The following is a 16,883-nucleotide window of genomic DNA, read 5'->3' on the forward strand; positions in this document are numbered from 1 at the left end:
GGTATATGGAGAAACCGTAATCCCGTTCAACGAGATTCGGCATCGCGCTGTTGCTTCTCCCGCCGACGTGCAGGGCGCCGCCGGTCTGTCCCAATATAGGCAACAACCCGCCCCGTCACAGGTGGAGAATTGTGACACGCGGCCTATTCATTGCGCAGCAGCGGCCCCGGCCGGGCGCGGAGCGCCAGTGCCGTGCCGAGCTGGCCGCAGGCCAGGGTCAGCAGGGCGCAGCCCGCCACCGTGACGGCCAGGGTGCCCGGCAGCAGCACCCAATCCGCGCGCATCACGAAGCGCACCACCGCCCAGGCGCCGATGCTGCCCGCCAGCGCCGCCAGCAGCCCCGCCACCAGTCCTATGGCTGCATATTCCACCAGCCAGGCGGCACGGATCTGCGCCCGCGTGGCGCCCAGCGTCTTCAGCACCACCGCATCCCGCACCCGCTGCTGCTGCCCCGCCGCCACCGCGCCGGCCAGCACCAGCAGCCCGGCCAGCAGGGTGATGCCGCCGGTGGCCGACATCGCGGTGCCGAGCCGGCCGAGCAGCGCCGCCACCGCCTCCAGCGCATCCCGCACCCGGATGCCGGAGACATTGGGGAAGGCATCGGTGATGCGCCGCAGCACCGCCGCATCCCGCGCCGGGTCGCCGCGGACCGTGGCGATATGGCTGTGCGGCGCCGCCTCAAGCAGGCCGGGGGAGGCGACCATGGTGAAGTTCATCCCCAATCCCCGCCAGTCCACCTGCCGCAGATTGGCGATTTTGAGGTCGAGGTTCCGGCCCAGCACGTTCACCGTGATGATGTCGCCGATCCCCACCCCCCAGCCCTCGGCCACCCCGGCCTCGAAGGAGAGCAGCGGCGGGCCGCGGTAGTCCGCTGGCCACCAGGCGCCGGCGACCAGCCGGGTCCCCTCCGGCGGGCGGGCGGCATAGGTGAGGCCGCGGTCGCCGCGCAGCGCCCAGGCGGTCTCCGGCGTCACCTGCAACTGCTCGGCCGGCACGCCATTCACCGCCACCACCCGGGCGCGGAGCGAGGGCACGCGCCGCACCTCCTGCACCCCGGGCAGGCTGGCGGCCAGCGCATCGAATTGCGCGGCCTGGCTGGACTGGATGTCGATGAAATAGAAATTCGGCGCCCGCGCGGGCATCTCCCCGGCCAATTGGCGGCGGAGATTGCCCTCGATCTGGGCGATGGCGGCGAGCGTCGTGAGGCCGATGCCGAGCGAGACCACCAGCAGCGGCGTCCGCGCCCCCGGCCGGTGCAGGTTGGCGAGCCCGAGCCGCAGCGCCGGGCGCCGCAGGTGGGAAAGCCGCCGTGCCGCCGCCATCAGCCCCGCGGCGCCCAGCCGGAACAGCGCCAGCGCCGCCACCGCAGCGGCGCAGAACCAGGCGGCGAAGACCCGGTCGCCGGCGGTCGCCACGATCAGCCCGACCAGCGCCGCCGCGGCCAGGGCATTGGCCACTAGCACCGGCCAGCCGGGCCAAGCCGGGGCGGGCTGCACCGCATCGCGGAACAGCGCCGCGCCGGAGATCCGCGCCGCCCGGCCGAGCGGCCAGAGCGCGAAGCTGAGCGCCGTCAGCAGCCCATAGAGCGCCGCCAGGGCCAGCGGCGCCGGGTAGAAGCCCAGCCGCGGCGGCACCGGCAGCGCCCCCCGCCAGGGCCTCCGCCGCCAGGAAGGTCAGCCCGAACCCCGCCAGCAGCCCGATGCCGATCCCGAGGCCCGCCAGCGCCAGCACCTGGAACAGGTAGGTGAGGAACAGCGTGCCGCTGGAGGCGCCGAGGCAGCGGAGCGTGGCGATGCTGCGCGCCCGCGCCTCCAGCCAGCCGCGCACCCCGGTGGCGACGCCGATGCCGCCCACCAGCAGCGCCGTCAGCCCGGCCAGGGTCAGGAAGGCGGCGGCGCGGTCGAGGAAGCGGCCCACCCCCGGCTGCGCCGCATCGGCGGTGCGGATGCGCCAGCCCTCGGCGGCGAAGCCGGTGCGAAGCGCCTCGGCGAAGGCATGCGTGCCGGTGCCCGGCGGCAGGCGGATGCGGAGGTCGTGCTGCACGAGGCTACCGGGCTGGATGAGTTCGGTCGCGGCCAGGCTCTCCCGGGCGATCAGGGCGCGCGGGCCGAACAAGGCGGGGGTGGCCACCTTGTCCGGCTCCCCGGCCACCAGGGCGACCAGCCGGAGGCGCGCCTCGCCGATCCGCAGCATGTCGCCGAGCGCCAGCCCCAGCCGTTCCGCGACCAGCGGGTCGAGCGCCACCGTGCCGGGGGCAAGCGGCACCGGCGGGTCCAGCACCAGTTCACCATAGAGGGGATAGGCGGCATCCACCGCCTTCAGCTCCACCAGCAGCCGGTCCTCGGAGGGCGATACGGGATCGGCGCCCCCGGAGGGGGCGACCAGCATGGCGCGGAGCGTCACCACCTCGGAGGCCGCGCCGCCGCGGGCGGCGATCCAGGCGCGGACCTCCGGCCCCGCCGGGCGGGCGCCGCTGCGGATCTCGACATCGCCGCCGAGGATGCGGGCGCCATCCGCGGCCAGCCCGGCCTGCAACCCGGCCCGCAGGGTGCCCACCGCGGCGATGGCGGCGACGCCCAGCGCCAGGCAGGCCAGCACGATCCGCAGGCTCCTGACCCCGCCGCGCAATTCCCGCCGCGCCAGGCGGAGGCCGAGCATCACCTGGCCGAAACCGCCCAACCCATCCTCCCTGCGGCATGCGAAGGTTGCGAGGTAATGCCTGATGTGGCCGATCCAAGGGCGGACTGCTGCGTTAGCGCGCCCAAGCCGGGAGAACAGGTTGCATGGAAACCGAAGTGATCGTCGCCCTCATCACCCTCATTGGCATGGAGGTGGTGCTCGGCATCGACAACCTGGTCTTCATCGCCATCCTCAGCAACCGCCTGCCGGAGAGCCAGCGGCAATTGGCCCGGCGGATCGGCCTTGGCCTCGCGGTGCTGCTGCGCTTCGGGATGCTGGCGGGGACCTCCTGGCTGCTGACCCTGACCCGGCCCTTGTTCGAGGTGGCCGGGGTCGAGCTTTCGGGCAAGGACCTGATCCTGCTGGCCGGCGGGCTGTTCCTGCTCGGCAAGGCGACGATCGAGATCCACCACCGCGTCACCCCCGCAGAGCACGTGGAACCGAGCCTGGCAGCGGCGGCCGGCGCCGCCTTCTGGCCGACGGTGGCGCAGATCATCGCCCTCGACATGGTCTTCTCCGTGGACAGCATCCTGGCGGCGGTGGGCCTGGTGCGGGAGTTCTGGATGATCGCCGTGGCGATCGTCGTCTCGGTGCTGGTGATGCTGATGTCGATGGACCGGCTCTCGGCCTTCATGGAGAAGAACCCGTCGGTGGTGATGCTGGCCCTGGCCTTCCTGATGATGATCGGCCTGGTCCTGGTGGCCGAGGGCCTCGGCGTGCATGTGCCGAAGGGCTTCGTCTATGCCGCCATGGCCTTCGCCACCGGGGTGGAGGCGCTGAACCTGCTGGCCAACCGGGCGATCCGGCGGCGGCGGCTCAACCAGCTGCGGGCGCGGCGGGCTTCGCCGGCAGGCGGCTGAACAGCGCCGCCCGCCAGGCGGGCGGCAGGCCGCCCACCAGCCGGGCGGCCCAATAGAGCGGCAGTGGATAGGCCACCCGCAACCGGCCGCGGCGGATGCCCTCCAGCGTCCGCCGCGCCGCGACTTCCGCATCCATCAGCAGGGGCATGGGGAAGGGGTTGCGGGCGGTCATGCCGGTGCGGACATAGCCCGGGCAGATCGCGTGCAGGCGGATGCCGCGAAGCCGCTCGGAGGCGTCCAGCGCCTCCGCCCAGCGCTGCACCGTGGCCTTGCTGGCGCAATAGGCCGGCGCGCCCGGCGCCGCCACGAAGGCGGCGAGGGAGGCGATGACGGCGATACGGCCGCGCAGGCCCTCCGGTCCCGGCGGCTGCGCCGCCATGGCCTCCAGCGCCGGCAGCACGGTGTTCAGCACGCCGGTGACATTGGTCTCGAAGACCGCCCGCGCCTGGGCGGCCGGTTCGGTGGCGCCGCCGGTGCCGGCCGAGATCCCGGCATTGGCGATGGCCAGGTCGAGCCGCCCGGCGCCGGCGATCCAGCCCGCCATGGCCTCCGCATCCCGCACATCCAGCACCCGGGGCCGGACCGTGGCGCCGCGCGCCGTGCATTCCGCCGCCACCGCCTCCAGCCGCGCCCCATCCCGGCCGGAGAGGTGCAGCACCACGCCCGGCGCCGCGCAGTCCAGGGCCAGCGCCCGGCCGAGGCCGGCACTGGCGCCGGTGACCAGCACATGCCGCCAAGGCCAGCCGCGTTCCGCCATCGCTTGCACTCCGCCCCGCCGCGCGGGACAACCCGCCTCGATGGGCACCCTTATGAGCATGACCGGCTTCGCGCGCGAGAGCGGTGCGCTGGCCGATGGCACCGCCTTCGTCTGGGAGGTCCGCAGCGTCAATGGCCGCGGCCTCGACCTGCGCCTCCGGCTGCCGAATGGCCAGGACGCGCTGGAGGCGCCGCTGCGGGAGGCGCTGGGACGGCGCCTCAGGCGCGGCAACGTCTCCGCCACCCTGACCCTGAAGCGGGAGGAGAAGCCGCGCCTGGCGGTGGACCCGGCGGCGCTGGAACAGGCGCTGACCCTGGCGCTGGAACTGGCCAACCGCATCCGCGGCAGCATGCCGCCCCGGGCCGAGGCGCTGCTGGCGCTGCCTGGCGTCCTGCGCGCCGAGGTGCCGGAGGTGGATGAGGCGCAGGAGGCCGGGAAGCGCGCCGAACTCGCCGCCGCCTTCGCCCGGGCGCTGGAGGGGCTGGTGGCGGCGCGCGGGGCCGAGGGCGCCAAGCTGCACGCCATCCTCTCCGGCCTGCTGGACGAGATCGCGGCGCTGCGCGAGGCGGCGGCGACCGAGGCAGTGGGCCAACCGGCGGCGCAGCGCGCCCGGATGCTGGAACAACTCGCCGCCCTGCTCGGCGAGGGCGGCACCGCGCGGGTGCCGGAGGAGCGGCTGGCGCAGGAGGTGGCCTTGCTCGCCCAGCGCTCCGATGTGCGGGAGGAGCTGGACCGGCTGGCCGCGCATGTCGAGGCGGCGCGGGCGCTGCTGGCGGCGGGCGAGGGCGCCGGCCGCAAGCTGGACTTCCTCACCCAGGAATTCGTGCGGGAGGCGAATACCCTCTGCTCGAAATCCGCCTCGGTGGCCCTGACGCGCATCGGCCTCGACCTCAAGGCGGCGATCGAGCGGCTGCGCGAACAGGCGGCGAATGTCGAATGAGTGAGGCGGGCCTGCCGCGGCGGGGGGTCTGCCTGGTGCTGGCCTCGGCGCCCGGTGCCGGCAAGACCAGCATCTCCCGCCGCCTGCTGGAGACCGAGGCGGCGCTCTCGCTTTCGGTCAGCGCGACCACGCGGGCGCCGCGGCCGGGCGAGCGGGAGGGCGAGCACTATTTCTTCCGCACGCCGGAGCAATTCGCCGCCATGGTCGCGGCGGGCGAGTTCCTGGAGCATGCGAGCTTCCTCGGCCGTTCCTACGGCACGCCGCGCGCCGCGGTGGAGGCGGCGCTGGCGGCCGGGCGGGATGTGCTCTTCGATATCGAATGGCAGGGCCACCGGCTGCTGCGCGCGGCGCTGCCAGGGGATGTCGTGGGCATCTTCCTGCTGCCGCCGAGCCTGGCCGAGCTGGAGCGGCGCCTGCGCGGCCGCGGCCAGGACCCCGAGGCCGAGATCGCCCGCCGCATGCTGGCGGCGCGGGACGAGCTGCGGCACTGGGACGAGTTCGACCATGTGCTGGTGAACACGGAATTCGAGGCGACGGTCGCGGCCGTGCGCGCCATCCTGCATGCCGCGCGCACGCATCGCCTGCGCCAGCCCTGGCTGGCGGATTTCGTCGCCGGATTGCTGGCGGAGCCCGGCCCGGCCGGCTGCGGCACGGGCTGAGCCGGGTGGGGGCGGTCCTCGGGGTCATCGGCCCGGTCTTCATCATCATCGCCCTGGGCTATGCCGCCATGCGCTGGCGCTTCATCGAGGAGGCGGGGTTCCGCGGGCTGAACAGCTTCACCTTCAATCTCGCCGCGCCCGCGCTGCTGTTCCTCGGCGGCACCACCGGGCCGGGCGGTGGCGGGACGGCGGCGCTGGCCTTCTTCATCGGCACCGCGGTGCTCTATGCCGGCACGCTGGCGGCAGCGCGCTGGGGCGTGCGGCAGCCGCTCGGCCAGGCCGGGATGCTGGCGCTGGATGCCAGTTTCGGCAACACGGTGATGATGGGCATCCCGCTCATCACCGCCGCCTTCGGCGCCGAGGCGCTGGCGGTGCTGCTGGCGATCCTGGCGCTGCATTCCCTACTGCTGCTCGGCACCGCGACGGTGGTGGCGGAGGTCGCGCTGCATGCCCAGGCACCCTGGCAGCGGGTGCTGCGCGCCACGGCGCTCGGCGTGGCGCGCAACCCGGTGGTGATGGCGGTGGCGGCGGCGATGCTGTGGCGGCTGCTCGGCCTGCCGCCGCCGCCCGGCGCGGCGCGGCAGACGCTGCAATTGCTCGGCGCCGCCGCGCCGCCGGTGGCGCTGTTCTGCCTGGGTGGCAGCCTCGCGGGGATCGACGCCCGCACCACCTGGCGCGAGACGGTGCTCACCTGCGTGCTGAAGCTGCTGGTGATGCCGCTGCTGGTCTGGCTGGCCGCCCGGGCCATGGCGCTGCCGCCGATGGAAACCGCGGTCACGGTGGTGGTCGCGGCACTGCCGACCGGGGCCAATGCCTATCTGCTGGCGCAGCGCTACCAATTGAGCGCGGCGCGGTCGGGCGCGACGGTGCTGGTGAGCACGGCGCTCTCGGTGGTGACGCTGGCGGTGCTGCTGGGGTGGTTCGGGTAGGGCGTCAGCCCCGTGCCAGCAGCAGCCGCGCCAGCCGGTCGAATTCCGCCACGCTCAGCGTTTCCGCCCGCCGTTCCCCGGCGATTTCCGCCGCGGCCAGCAACGCCTCCGCGCCGCCCAGGCTTTTCAGCGCGCCGCGCAGCATCTTGCGCCGCTGCCCGAAGGCCGCCGCCGTGAGGCGCTCCATCGCCCGGAACAGCCCGGGGCCGGGGTCCTCGGGGTGCGGGGTGAAGCCGACCACGGCGGACCAGACCTTGGGCGGCGGGATGAAGGCGCCGGGCGGCAGGCGGAGCAGCAATTCGCAGCGGCAGCGCCACTGCGCCAGCACCGCGAGCCGGCCATAGGCCTCGGTGTCCGGGGCGGCGCAGATGCGCTCTGCCACCTCCTGCTGGAACATCAGCGCCATGCCCTCCAGCGCCGCGGCGCCGCGCAGCCAGCCGACCAGCAGCGGCGTCGCCACGTTGTAGGGCAGGTTCGCCACGATCTTCCGGGGCGCCGGCAGCAGCGACGCCGGGTCCAGCTTCAGCGCATCCGCCTCGATCACCGAGAGACGCCCGGGATGCGCCGCCGCGAGTTCCGCCAGCGCCGCCACCGCCCGGCGGTCGAGTTCCACCGCCGTCACGCCGGCGGCGGCGCTGTCCAGCAGGGCGCGGGTCAGGCCGCCGGGGCCGGGCCCCACCTCCAGCACATGCCGCCCCGCGAGGTCGCCCGCCAGGGTGGCGATGCGGGCGCAGAGCGCGGGGTCGAGCAGGAAATGCTGGCCGAGCGACTTCCGCGCCTCCAGCCCGTGCCGCGCGATGGTGTCGCGCAGCGACGGCAGCGGGGCTGCCTGGCCGGCCGATTCAGACCTGCGGGCCTCCGGCCCTTCGGTCATCAGCCCCCTGGTCATAGGAATGGGCTCAGCTTCGCATCTCGATGGTGGCGCGGCGGCGCAGGTCGCGCTGCAATTGGCGCGAGAGCAGTTCCACCTTGTCGCGCAGCAATTGGCTGCGGGCCTGCTCCGGCGTGAATTCCGCCAGGTTCCGCTGCTCGCGGGAGCAGACCATCATCACCATCACGCCTTCCGGCGTCAGGATGGGCTGCGAGGCCTTGCCCGGCTGCAACCCCGCCAGCAGCGCCCGCAGGGGCGGCGGCGTCACGGTCTCCAGCCGGATCGGGCCGGGATCGGCCGGGCGGTCGCTGCCGCGCGAGGCCGCCTCCAGCGCCTCGCAGCTGCGGGCGCCCTGGGCCAGGCGCTGCGCCTTCTCCACCTGGTCGCGTTGCTGCTGCGTCGGGTTCTCGGGGTCGAGCGCCGAGCTGAAGGGGAAATAGGCCTGCCGCACGCTGAGCAGCGTGGCGATCTCGCGCCCGGATTCCCGGCGCTGCCGCAGGCTGATGATCTGGAAGCCGCCGGGCACGCGGATGGGGTTGGCGATGGCGCCGGGGGGCATGCGCTCCATCACCGCCGCCACTTCCGGGTCCACATCCTCCTTCCGCACCCAGCCGAGGTCACCGCCCTGCAAGGCGGTCTGGGATTGGCTGAACTGCGTTGCCGCCACCGGGAAGGGGGTGCCGGTGCGGAGCTGGCGGATCACCTCCTCGACGAAGCGGTGGGTTTCGGCCTCGGTCGTCGGGTCGTCCACCGGGATGAAGATCTCGGAAACCAGGTATTCCGGCTGGCCGGTGCGGGCGCGGGCATTGGCCATCGCCTCCTGTATCTCGGCCTCCGAGGGCATGGCGGAGGGGCCGAGCTGGGTCCGCAGCAGCCGGCCCCAGCCGATCTGGGTGCGGATCTGGTCATAGAGCACGCGCGGCTGGACACCGACCTGCGCGAGCTGCGCCCGCAGCGCCCCGGCGGGCAGGTTGTTGCGCCGCTCCAGCTCCGCCACCGCCTCCGCCACCTCGGCATCGGTGATCGGGATGCGCCGGCGGCGCACCTCCTGCAGGCGCAGCCGCTCATCGATCAGCAGGCGGGTGACCTGGGGGGTCAGGCGCTCCAGCACCTCCGGCGCCACCGCGATGCCGGCGTTCAGGGCGAAGAGGCGGGCGCGGCCGGCGATATCGGCGCGGCTCACCACCTCCCCGTTCACCACGGCGGCGATGCGGTTGGTCTGGACGGCGGATTGGGCCGCGGGCTGGGACCGGGACGGCGGTTGGGCCAGGGCCGGCGGCGCGGCGAGGCCGAGCAGGGCCGCGGCCAGCAGGGCCGGGGGACGGGGAAACGGGCGCGAGCGGAGCATGGACCTTTCCTTAGCGGGCGGGGCCTCCGCGGGCTAGGGCCGAGCCGGGGGCGGGCCGTTCGGGCGGGCGAAAATCGGCGGGTAGGCCGGTCGGGGGGGGAAAGTGGGAGGGGTGGCGGCGGAGCCGGCCCGATGGAAAGGGCCGGCGGGAGCGCCATCCATCAGCCGACAGCCAGGCCGCATCCCATGCCAATCAGGCTCGCCGCAGCACTCCAAGCGCAATGATTGCGAAAGCCAGCAGGGAAAGGCTCGCCGGCTCGGGAATCTGCTGGACGATCCCGGCGACCCGCTGGACGGGCCCGGTGGCTTGCTGGAAGACTCCGGTGAAGGAGCAGGTGCCGCTGACGCCGCAGGTCCCGGGCGCACCCAGGGTCAGATCGGTGTTGAAGAAACCGGAACTGGACGAGCCGCTCAGGACGAAGCGGAAATCAGACACCTGGTTGTTGTAGAAGAACTGCCCGACAGGAATGCCCTGCGGCGCACTGTTCAAGGTGAGGCCCCAGGAAACAAGGCTGCCGGGAGCCGGCATGGTGAGGTCGCTGAGATCGGCGGCGAGGGTGGAGATCGTAGTGCCGAATGGCGCATAGCTGACCGCGAAGGAAAGCCCGGTAAGTCCGGCGCCTGCCCAATCATTCGACATCCCGCTGCTGATACTGACGCCATGCTCGAAAGCGGCGTCGCTCAAAGACAGCGTGCCGGAGGCGGCAATCATGCCAGCCGGCGTGCCCTGTCCGGTCTGCGTGAAGGCGAACATCACATCGGCGGAAGCCTCGGCGCCAAAGAACAAGGCCGATGCGAGGACGGCCGCCGCGAAACGCGATTTCAGGAATTCCATGGCTTCAATTCCCATCAGTGCGGCCTGGACATCAGCTACGGCCGAGAAGCAGGAGCCAATGGAACCCTCGCCTTCCAGGTGAAGATCGCGCCAGCCAAGTTGGCGTGAACAGCCAATGCGGCGCCGGGTGTTGGCGGAAATCCACACCGGGATCGCGCGGCTATGTGGTCGGTTTTCCGGCCGGCTTGAGGGAGCACGAGGCCGCCATGCGGAAGGCTCTGACGGGTCCTTATGGCAAGTCAGCCCTGACCTTCCCTCTTTGGGAGCTCACCTCGGCGGCGTGGGCGCACGACGCCTCTGGCCGGGGCGGGCCGGAGGGTGCCGCCGGTCCGGGACGATGCCGCTCCGAAGCGCCGGTTCGGGCTCAGCCTCCCACGGCGGCGGCATAGGCCCGGGGGGATTGCCTCGCTGCGGAGGGCATCGAACTCCTCCTGGCCCGGCGTCGGCACCGGCGCGTCGCGCCAGTCCGGTGCTACGGGCTGCAGCAGCCGCCGGCGGAGCGCGGGCGGCATGGTCGCGTCCAGCTCCACGCTTTGCAGCGGTCCGGGCAGGCCCATATCGCGCCGGCGGACCAGGGCATCGAGGGTCCGCAGGACCATCCATCCGACCGGCGGCAGGACCTTGTAGAAGAAGGCCCGCGGGTCGGGGATCAGCCGGCCCTGTGCATCGGCCACGTTGATGGGGGGCGTCTGGCCGATTATCGGGCCGGCATCGACCACCTCGGTCATCCGGTGCACCGACCAGACGGTGTGCGTGACGCCGCGCGCTGTCATGTCGTCCCACGGCGCCGGCCCGCGGCCGTGGCCGTTCGCGAGGTCGGTAGGGTGGCAGTTGTAGGCGCCGTAGGGCGCGGCATCGAGGATGGCGGCATCGAGCACCTGGCCGAAGCCGCAGGTGATGATGGCATCGGGCCGCCAGGCGGCGAGGGCGCGGCGGAATCCCGCCGTCTTGACCTCGCCGGTATAGACGAGGACGCCGGCGCGGAGCGCGGTTCCGACCAGCGCCAGCTTCACCTCCTGGCGCTCGGCCTCGGGCATCAGGGCCCAGGCGCGCTTGCGCAGGCTGATGCGCGCCTGCGGGCTCACCGGGTCGTCTGTCACCACGCCGACGAGCCGCGCCCGGCCGGGGTGGCGCTGGAGGTAGGCCAGCACCGCCTGCAACGCGGCCTGGCCGATCCAGAAGCTGCCAAGCAGGACGAGGCGCAGCCCGTCCTCCGCGCCGGGCGGCCGATTCGGGGCCGGCGGCGTCAGCAGCGCGCCCCAGCGCGCGCCCTCCAGGGCGTCGCATGCGCATCCGGGCTGGAGGGCGCGCAGCCGCGCCATTGGATCAGGATCAATGATGCCGGATGGCATGGTCCACTCCCTTGTGGGCACGGCGTGCTCCGCGTGGCGGTTCAGGCTGCCCGTCGCATCACATTGGCCCCGCATGCCCCCTGGCCGGCCCCGTTGTCACTCGAAGCCGCGCTGTCGGACGTTACGGCAAACAACCACTGATGCGGCAGCAATCCACGATCATCATTGCAGATTATTTCTACCAAGGATAGATATTGCATCAGCGGACCGCCACCGGGAGACCCCCGACAACCCATGAGCCGGAACTGCATCATTGCCGCCACCTTCGCCGCAATCGCCTGCGGCGCCCTGCTGTGGCTGGCCGGCGCACCTGCCGCCGAGCCGCCGAGGCCATCCGCCGGCGCCGCCTTCAACACCTACGACCCACGGTAGCTGGTCGGCCGTGAAATAGGCTGAAATTGGCCGGAAATTGCACAATTACAAAAAGATGCCCGCCGGGGGATTCGAACCCCCATGCCCTTGCGGACTGCGGATTTTAAGTCCGCTGCGTCTACCATTCCGCCAGGCGGGCCCAGGTCTGCGGCGCCGCGCTACCTGCCCTCGCGGAGAATCCGCCGGCAATGCTCCAGCGCCGCCTCCATCAGGTTGTCCGTGGCCTCCGGCGTGCGGAAGGCGCTGTGCGAGGTCAGCGTGGCATTCTCCAGCCGGGTCAGCGGGTGGTTCGCCGGCAGGGGTTCCTGGCTGAAGACATCGAGCGCGGCATGGCCGAGATGCCCTGCCTCCAGCGCCGCCAGCATCGCCGCCTCGTCCACCACCGCGCCGCGCGCCGTGTTCACCAGGATGGCGCCCGGCCGCATCCGCAGGATTCGCTCGCGCGAGAGGAAGCCGCGCGTCTCGTCATTCAGCAGCAGGTGCAGCGAGACCACATGGGCTTCCGCCAGCAGGTGGTCGAGCTCCACGAACTCCACCCCCGGATGCGCCCTGGGCGTGCGGTTCCAGGCCAGCACGCGCATGCCGATGCCGGCGCAGAGCCTGGCCATCTCCGCCGCGATGCCGCCGAAGCCGACCAGGCCGACGGTCTTGCCGGTGAGCTGCATGCCGTCCTTGCGCGGCCAGCCGCCGGCGCGGATGGCGCCGTCCATCATGGCGGTCTTGCGCGCCGCGTCCCACATCAGGGCGAAGGCCATCTCCGCCACCGCGGTATCGCCATAGCCCTTGATGATGTGCACCTGCACGCCGCATTCGGCGGCCAGTTCCTCCGGGTTCATGTAGCTGCGCGCGCCGGTGCCGAGGAACACGATGTGCCTGAGGTCCGGGCAGCGCTTCACGACATCGGTCGGGAATTGCGTATGGTCGTCGATGGCGATGGGGTGGCCGGCGAGCAGGCGCGGCAGGTCCTCGGGCCTGATGTCCGGGTCGCGGTTGATGCTGAGCGGCAGGTCGTCCGGCCGGTGCAGCCTTTCCGTGACCACGGCCAGCCCTTCATTGGCGTCTACGAATATCGCGCGCAAGGAACCCTCCCCCGGTTGGGCAGCGGCATGGTAGCGGCGGGCGGGGCGGCCTCCTAGACCTCGGCTATCCACCGCCTCAACGCCGCCTCATCCCACTCCAGCCCGAGCCCTGGCCGCTCCGGCACCTCCGCCATGCCGTCCCGCACCACCAGGGGCTCGCGCAGCAGCGGCCCGGCGATGTCGAGATGCTCCAGCAGATGCGCGGTCGGCGTCGCCGGCAGCAATTGCGCGCTGGCCTCGATGAAGATGTGGGAGGACATCGGCACCCGCCGCGCCGCCGCGACCGCCGCCGCCTGCATCCAGCCCGTCACGCCGCCGATCTTCATCGCATCCGGCATGCAGAGATCGACCGCGCCCGCCGCCAGCGCGCGCTCCATGCCGCGCGGCCCCCACCAGTTCTCGCCGCCCTGGATCGGCAGGTGCAACGCCCCGCGCAGCGCCGCGAGGCCGGCATCATCATCCACCGGCAGCGGCTCCTCCAGCCAGCGCACATCGAGGTCCTGCAAGGCACGGCCGCGCCGCTCGGCCTCCGGCCGGGTGAGGCCCTGGTTGTAGTCCACCAGGATTTCCGTATGGGCGCCGACCGCTTCGCGGACGGCGCGGACGGTAGCCAGGTCATCTTCCAGCCGCGCCTGGCCCAGCTTGAACTTCACCGCCCGGGCGCCGAGCGAAGCCACCGCCGCGCCCGCCTCCTCCGCCAGCATCGCCGCGCCCCAGCCGCGTAGCGAGGCATAGACCGGCAGCGGCCGCGGCGCCGCCCCCAGCAGCCGGCAGAGCGGCACCCCGGCGGCGCGGGCCAGCGCATCCCAGAGTGCCATGTCGAGCGCCGAAAGCGCGATCTGCACCAGCCCCTCGGTGCCGAGGATGCGGAACTGGTTGTGCAGATCGCCCCAGATCATGGCCGGCGCCAGGGCGCGCCCCGCCAGCATGGCGCCGATGTTGCGCGTCAGCGCCGCCACCGGCCCGAGCGCCGCCGGGGTATAGGGAAAGACATAGGCATTGCCCGCCGGCCCCTCCGCCGTCTGCACCTCGGCGATCACCAGCGGCGCGCGGGGGATCACGTTCAGGCTGTTGCGGAGCGGCGGGTCGAGCGGCGCATCCACGGCGCGGACGGCGACGGAGCGGATGGTGAGGTCTGGCAGGGTCATGGCGCATCCTCCGGTTCCGGGCAGGATGCCGCCCGGTTCAGCCGGGGTCGAGCCGGCAGACCATCAGCTCGTGCTTGTTCTGCGCGCCATGGAACAGCATGGCGCCGGGGATGGCGGCGAATTCGGCCGCCACGTCATGGTCCGTCCCGCCCTGGAACTTGATGGTGCAGACCAGGTTGCGCGCGCGGCCCGCTTCCAGCCAGCGGCGCAGCAGCGCCAGCAGCCGGGCCGGGTAGCAGATGACGTCGCTGAACAGCCAATCCACCGGCGGGTGCTGGCGCGGGTCCAGCGCGAAGGCGCTTTCCTGCCGCACCCGCACCCCCGGCATGGCGGCCACCGCCGGGTCGAGCGGCGCCTTGTCCACCGCCGTCACCGCGGCGCCGAGCTTCGCCAGGGCCCAGGTCCAGCCGCCTGGTGCGGCGCCGAGATCGAGGCAGATCTCGCCCGGCGCCGGCCAGCGCCCGAGGCGGGTCAGCGCCTCCCATAATTTCAGATAGGCGCGGGAGGGCGGGCCCTCGCGGTCCTCCACGAAGCGCACCTCGCCATTGACGAAGGGGCTGGTCTTGCCGGGGCTGGCGAGCAGGCGGTCCGCCGCCAGCAGGGTCCAGGCACCGAGCGGCGCGCTGGGCGCCGGTTCCGGGAAGAGCAGCGGGCGGGCCTTCACCGGCGGCAGGCGCTCCTCGATCAGCGCGGCGCGGCGGAACTGGGTGGCGGCGTAGAGGCTCCAGTTGCGCTGGAGGCCGCGCAGCGCATCGGCGGCGGCCTTCACCGAGGGTGCGGGCAGTTCCCGCGGCGCGGTCCAGATATCCAGCGCCCAGGCGGCGGTCGCGGGCGGCTCCGGCGAGAGCGCCAAGCGGCCGTGCCAGGCCGCGATGCTGCGGCCGGCGCGGCGCAATTCCTCGGCAAGCTCCGCCTCGAATCCCTCGGCGGCGAGATAGGCGGCGCCGATCATGGCCGCAGCGCCGCCACCAGCAGCAGCAGCCAGCCCAGCATCAGCGCCATGCCGCCGGCCGGCGCCACCCTGCCGAGCGCAACGCCGCCGATCGCCACCGCATAGACCGCGCCGCAGAACAGCAGCAGGCCGAGGCTGAAGGCCGCGCCGGCGGCCTGCACCGCCCAGCCGCCGCGCCACCCCGCCCAGAGCCCGGTCGCCAGCAGTGCCAGCGCGTGCCAGCCCTGCATGGTGATGCCGTTCTGCAGCATGGCCAGCCGCGCGGCATCCAGCCGCGCCGGCGCGCCATGTGCCGCCCAGGCGGAAAGCGCCACGGCCCCGAGCCCGGCCACCGCGCCGAGCGCCAGCCAGAGCCGCGCGAGCCCGCTCATGCCGAGGGACGTCCGGTGAGGCGGTGCCATGCCGGCAGGCCGCATTCGGCCCGGCCGCGCCGCCTGGCGCCACTCAGGCGGCTCCAGCCGGCAGAATCCTGGCCTGGTGGGTGCAATGCCGCGCCATGCGGTGCGCCTCCTGGTCCAACGCCATCCTGGCTGGAAAAGCGCGTGCTTCCGGCCAGGACGGCAAGGCCCGCCGGTCCTAAAACAGCCGGGGCATAGTCCGGAAGGCTGTGCTCCGGGCGGCCAGGGGCCAGGGGGGAGGGGCATCATGATCTCCTCAGGATCGAGGCCGCCGGCGGCCTCGATGCCCGGCAAACCCGTGGTCAGGCCGATGCAACCGCAGGCGCGGCCGTGGTTCAGCGAAAGCGGATATCGGGCAGGCTGCCACATCGGCCCCGCCCGCGCCCTGGATTCCGCCGACATGGTCCGCGGCGCGCGGCGGGTTCTACCCCGCCGCGCGCCACGCGGCCAGGATCAGTCTTCCTCCGGCGCGCCTGTGGCTGGTTCCTCTGCCGGCGCACCTGTGGCTGGCTCCTCCCGCGCGCCTGCGGCGAGGCGCACCGCATTCGCCGCCAGATGCGCCTGCCGCGTCGGTTCCGGCAGGCGGTAGCCGGTGCCGGCGCGCCGCACCCATGCCACCGCCTCCTCCAGCGAGACGCGATGGCCGATCGAGATATACAGGGGATTGGCCCGCCGTCGGGTCCGCAGCACGGTGCCGAGGCGCCTGCCCTTCCACACCAGCGGCGCCTCCGCCCCGGCCTCCTCGCCGAGCGGCATCTCCGGCCGCCCCACCAGCGGTGATTTGGCGACACCGATGCAGGGCACATCCAGCAGCACGCCGAGATGCGCGGCGATGCCGAGCCCGCGCGGATGCGCGATGCCATGCCCATCCACCAGCACCAGATCGGGCTTCACGCGCAGCTTCTCCCAGGCGATGAGCAGCGCCGGAACCTCGCGGAATGCCAGGAAGCCCGGGATATAGGGCATGGTGGCGCGCGCCTCGGCCCCGACGGTCTCCACCACCTGCAAATCGGGCAGCGACAGCACGACCACGCCCGCGAAGACGCGTCCCTCGGGGTCGAAGCGGTTGTTGCTGATATCGACGCCGCCCAGCAGCCGCACCTCGCCATGCGCCTGCCGCTGCACCACGCGCTCCGCCAGCGCGACCTGCGCCACCCGGGCGGTAGCAAGGTCGGGCGGGTTGCGCCACTCCGCCGGAATGGCAGGGGCGGCCGTGCTGTCAGGGAATTGCTTCGTGCATGAATCCTGCCTGGCGTGGAAGGCCCCGCGAGTGGCCGCAAGCTGCCGCCGATGGGTGGTGGCGTGGCTGGCCTCGCAGAAGGCCAGCTCGATCGGGCGAGCGCCGGGAAAGCCGCCCGTGCGGCCGAAAAGGATCGGCCGGCCCGGCGCCTGCACGCGCTTCGTGGCGATGCGGGTGCCACATCGGCCTGCCTGCCCTGCCCTGCCAGCGCCCGCATCGCTGCTCCCCACCCTGCCAAGGCTGGAACCTCCGGGGATAGGGTGGGTTCCGGTGCCGCCGGTGCATCAGCCCGGGACGCCACCCTCCCATTGCACAGGATGGTCCGCGCATTGCGTGCGGAACGCCAGCCTGTTCAGCTTGCCCATGGCCGTATGCGGCAATCCCTCCACCACCATGTGGCTACCAGCCCATCATGGAGTGCCAGCACGCTCGCCGCCGCCGCTCCATTCATTCGGGGTGCCGCG

At 72.9% G+C, this 16,883-nt stretch carries 17 protein-coding genes, 1 tRNA gene and 1 pseudogene; 6 read left to right on the forward strand and 13 right to left on the reverse strand.

Annotated features, from left to right (window positions below):
• Window positions 1–143: 143 nt before the first annotated feature.
• Window positions 144–1,634, reverse strand: a complete 1,491-nt coding sequence (locus KSF81_RS31300; RefSeq protein WP_309139492.1) for an FtsX-like permease family protein — start codon at window positions 1,632–1,634, stop codon at window positions 144–146.
• An 88-nt stretch (window positions 1,635–1,722) separates the two neighbouring features.
• A pseudogene (locus tag KSF81_RS31930) lies at window positions 1,723–2,043 on the reverse strand (FtsX-like permease family protein); the annotation flags it as partial.
• Here KSF81_RS31930 and KSF81_RS31935 point away from each other — a divergent pair.
• On the forward strand, window positions 1,996–2,799 hold the full coding sequence (locus KSF81_RS31935) for a hypothetical protein (protein ID WP_375293309.1): 804 nt from the start codon (window positions 1,996–1,998) through the stop codon (window positions 2,797–2,799). The pseudogene KSF81_RS31930 and the gene KSF81_RS31935 sit on opposite strands and share 48 nt — an antisense overlap.
• Window positions 2,784–3,539, forward strand: coding sequence for a TerC family protein (locus KSF81_RS06810; RefSeq protein WP_217378331.1), 756 nt, complete (start codon window positions 2,784–2,786; stop codon window positions 3,537–3,539). The genes KSF81_RS31935 and KSF81_RS06810 overlap by 16 nt, the downstream gene beginning before the upstream one ends.
• Here the strand turns inward: KSF81_RS06810 and KSF81_RS06815 are convergent.
• On the reverse strand, window positions 3,496–4,296 hold the full coding sequence (locus tag KSF81_RS06815) for an SDR family oxidoreductase (protein WP_217378332.1): 801 nt from the start codon (window positions 4,294–4,296) through the stop codon (window positions 3,496–3,498). The genes KSF81_RS06810 and KSF81_RS06815 overlap by 44 nt on opposite strands.
• Window positions 4,297–4,336: 40 nt before the next feature.
• Between KSF81_RS06815 and KSF81_RS06820 the strand changes: the two genes are divergently transcribed.
• From KSF81_RS06820 to KSF81_RS06830, 3 genes are read left to right on the forward strand one after another with little or no spacing between them, the layout of a single operon-like run.
• Window positions 4,337–5,236, forward strand: a complete 900-nt coding sequence (locus KSF81_RS06820) for a YicC/YloC family endoribonuclease (protein WP_254453397.1) — start codon at window positions 4,337–4,339, stop codon at window positions 5,234–5,236.
• Entirely contained in the window at window positions 5,233–5,895 is a 663-nt protein-coding gene (gene gmk, locus KSF81_RS06825) for a guanylate kinase (RefSeq protein WP_217378333.1), read from the forward strand. The genes KSF81_RS06820 and gmk overlap by 4 nt, the downstream gene beginning before the upstream one ends.
• 5 nt (window positions 5,896–5,900) lie before the next feature.
• Window positions 5,901–6,824 (forward strand): AEC family transporter, encoded by a 924-nt coding sequence (locus KSF81_RS06830; RefSeq protein ID WP_217378334.1) that lies wholly within the window; start codon window positions 5,901–5,903, stop codon window positions 6,822–6,824.
• Window positions 6,825–6,828: 4 nt separating this feature from the next.
• On the opposite strand, the gene rsmA is transcribed toward KSF81_RS06830, so the two are convergent.
• From rsmA to KSF81_RS06850, 4 genes are all read right to left on the reverse strand, one after another.
• Entirely contained in the window at window positions 6,829–7,698 is an 870-nt protein-coding gene (rsmA, locus tag KSF81_RS06835; protein ID WP_217381594.1) for a 16S rRNA (adenine(1518)-N(6)/adenine(1519)-N(6))-dimethyltransferase RsmA, read from the reverse strand.
• Between the two features lie 25 nt (window positions 7,699–7,723).
• Window positions 7,724–9,043: a peptidylprolyl isomerase gene (locus KSF81_RS06840; RefSeq protein ID WP_217378336.1), complete on the reverse strand. Its 1,320-nt coding sequence runs from the start codon at window positions 9,041–9,043 to the stop codon at window positions 7,724–7,726.
• Window positions 9,044–9,236: 193 nt separating this feature from the next.
• Window positions 9,237–9,878, reverse strand: coding sequence for a hypothetical protein (locus tag KSF81_RS06845; protein ID WP_217378337.1), 642 nt, complete (start codon window positions 9,876–9,878; stop codon window positions 9,237–9,239).
• Between the two features lie 239 nt (window positions 9,879–10,117).
• Entirely contained in the window at window positions 10,118–11,230 is a 1,113-nt protein-coding gene (locus tag KSF81_RS06850) for a formyltransferase family protein (protein ID WP_217378338.1), read from the reverse strand.
• Between the two features lie 234 nt (window positions 11,231–11,464).
• Here KSF81_RS06850 and KSF81_RS06855 point away from each other — a divergent pair, with 234 nt between their 5' ends.
• Window positions 11,465–11,602 carry a hypothetical protein gene (locus KSF81_RS06855; protein WP_217378339.1) on the forward strand — a complete coding sequence of 46 codons (138 nt, stop codon included), beginning with the start codon at window positions 11,465–11,467 and terminating at the stop codon, window positions 11,600–11,602.
• A gap of 56 nt (window positions 11,603–11,658) precedes the next feature.
• Here KSF81_RS06855 and KSF81_RS06860 read toward each other — a convergent pair.
• From KSF81_RS06860 to nfi, 6 genes are all read right to left on the reverse strand, one after another.
• Window positions 11,659–11,741: transfer RNA gene (locus KSF81_RS06860), tRNA-Leu, on the reverse strand.
• A 19-nt stretch (window positions 11,742–11,760) separates the two neighbouring features.
• Window positions 11,761–12,681, reverse strand: a complete 921-nt coding sequence (locus tag KSF81_RS06865) for an NAD(P)-dependent oxidoreductase (protein ID WP_217378340.1) — start codon at window positions 12,679–12,681, stop codon at window positions 11,761–11,763.
• A 53-nt stretch (window positions 12,682–12,734) separates the two neighbouring features.
• Complete coding sequence (locus KSF81_RS06870; RefSeq protein WP_217378341.1) at window positions 12,735–13,829, reverse strand: enolase C-terminal domain-like protein; 1,095 nt, start codon at window positions 13,827–13,829, stop codon at window positions 12,735–12,737.
• 37 nt (window positions 13,830–13,866) lie between these two features.
• Window positions 13,867–14,781: an SAM-dependent methyltransferase gene (locus KSF81_RS06875; protein ID WP_217378342.1), complete on the reverse strand. Its 915-nt coding sequence runs from the start codon at window positions 14,779–14,781 to the stop codon at window positions 13,867–13,869.
• Window positions 14,778–15,152 carry a DUF423 domain-containing protein gene (locus tag KSF81_RS06880; protein WP_217378343.1) on the reverse strand — a complete coding sequence of 125 codons (375 nt, stop codon included), beginning with the start codon at window positions 15,150–15,152 and terminating at the stop codon, window positions 14,778–14,780. The genes KSF81_RS06875 and KSF81_RS06880 overlap by 4 nt, the downstream gene beginning before the upstream one ends.
• Before the next feature lie 480 nt (window positions 15,153–15,632).
• Window positions 15,633–16,574 (reverse strand): deoxyribonuclease V, encoded by a 942-nt coding sequence (gene nfi / locus KSF81_RS06885; protein WP_309139493.1) that lies wholly within the window; start codon window positions 16,572–16,574, stop codon window positions 15,633–15,635.
• Window positions 16,575–16,883 lie beyond the last annotated feature (309 nt).

This window comes from Siccirubricoccus sp. G192, assembly GCF_019084075.1.
Classification (GTDB): Bacteria; Pseudomonadota; Alphaproteobacteria; order Acetobacterales; family Acetobacteraceae; genus G192.

Excerpts from the sequence above, each read along its gene's own strand:
- KSF81_RS31935 (WP_375293309.1), top strand. The coding sequence starts at position 1,996 with ATGCGTGCCGGTGCCCGGCGGCAGGCGGATGCGGAGGTCGTGCTGCAC.
- KSF81_RS06810 (WP_217378331.1), top strand. The coding sequence starts at position 2,784 with ATGGAAACCGAAGTGATCGTCGCCCTCATCACCCTCATTGGCATGGAG.
- KSF81_RS06815 (WP_217378332.1), bottom strand. The coding sequence starts at position 4,296 with ATGGCGGAACGCGGCTGGCCTTGGCGGCATGTGCTGGTCACCGGCGCC.
- KSF81_RS06820 (WP_254453397.1), top strand. The coding sequence starts at position 4,337 with ATGGGCACCCTTATGAGCATGACCGGCTTCGCGCGCGAGAGCGGTGCG.
- gmk (WP_217378333.1), top strand. The coding sequence starts at position 5,233 with ATGAGTGAGGCGGGCCTGCCGCGGCGGGGGGTCTGCCTGGTGCTGGCC.
- rsmA (WP_217381594.1), bottom strand. The coding sequence starts at position 7,698 with ATGACCGAAGGGCCGGAGGCCCGCAGGTCTGAATCGGCCGGCCAGGCA.
- KSF81_RS06840 (WP_217378336.1), bottom strand. The coding sequence starts at position 9,043 with ATGCTCCGCTCGCGCCCGTTTCCCCGTCCCCCGGCCCTGCTGGCCGCG.
- KSF81_RS06845 (WP_217378337.1), bottom strand. The coding sequence starts at position 9,878 with ATGGAATTCCTGAAATCGCGTTTCGCGGCGGCCGTCCTCGCATCGGCC.
- KSF81_RS06850 (WP_217378338.1), bottom strand. The coding sequence starts at position 11,230 with ATGCCATCCGGCATCATTGATCCTGATCCAATGGCGCGGCTGCGCGCC.
- KSF81_RS06855 (WP_217378339.1), top strand. The coding sequence starts at position 11,465 with ATGAGCCGGAACTGCATCATTGCCGCCACCTTCGCCGCAATCGCCTGC.
- KSF81_RS06870 (WP_217378341.1), bottom strand. The coding sequence starts at position 13,829 with ATGACCCTGCCAGACCTCACCATCCGCTCCGTCGCCGTCCGCGCCGTG.
- KSF81_RS06875 (WP_217378342.1), bottom strand. The coding sequence starts at position 14,781 with ATGATCGGCGCCGCCTATCTCGCCGCCGAGGGATTCGAGGCGGAGCTT.
- KSF81_RS06880 (WP_217378343.1), bottom strand. The coding sequence starts at position 15,152 with ATGAGCGGGCTCGCGCGGCTCTGGCTGGCGCTCGGCGCGGTGGCCGGG.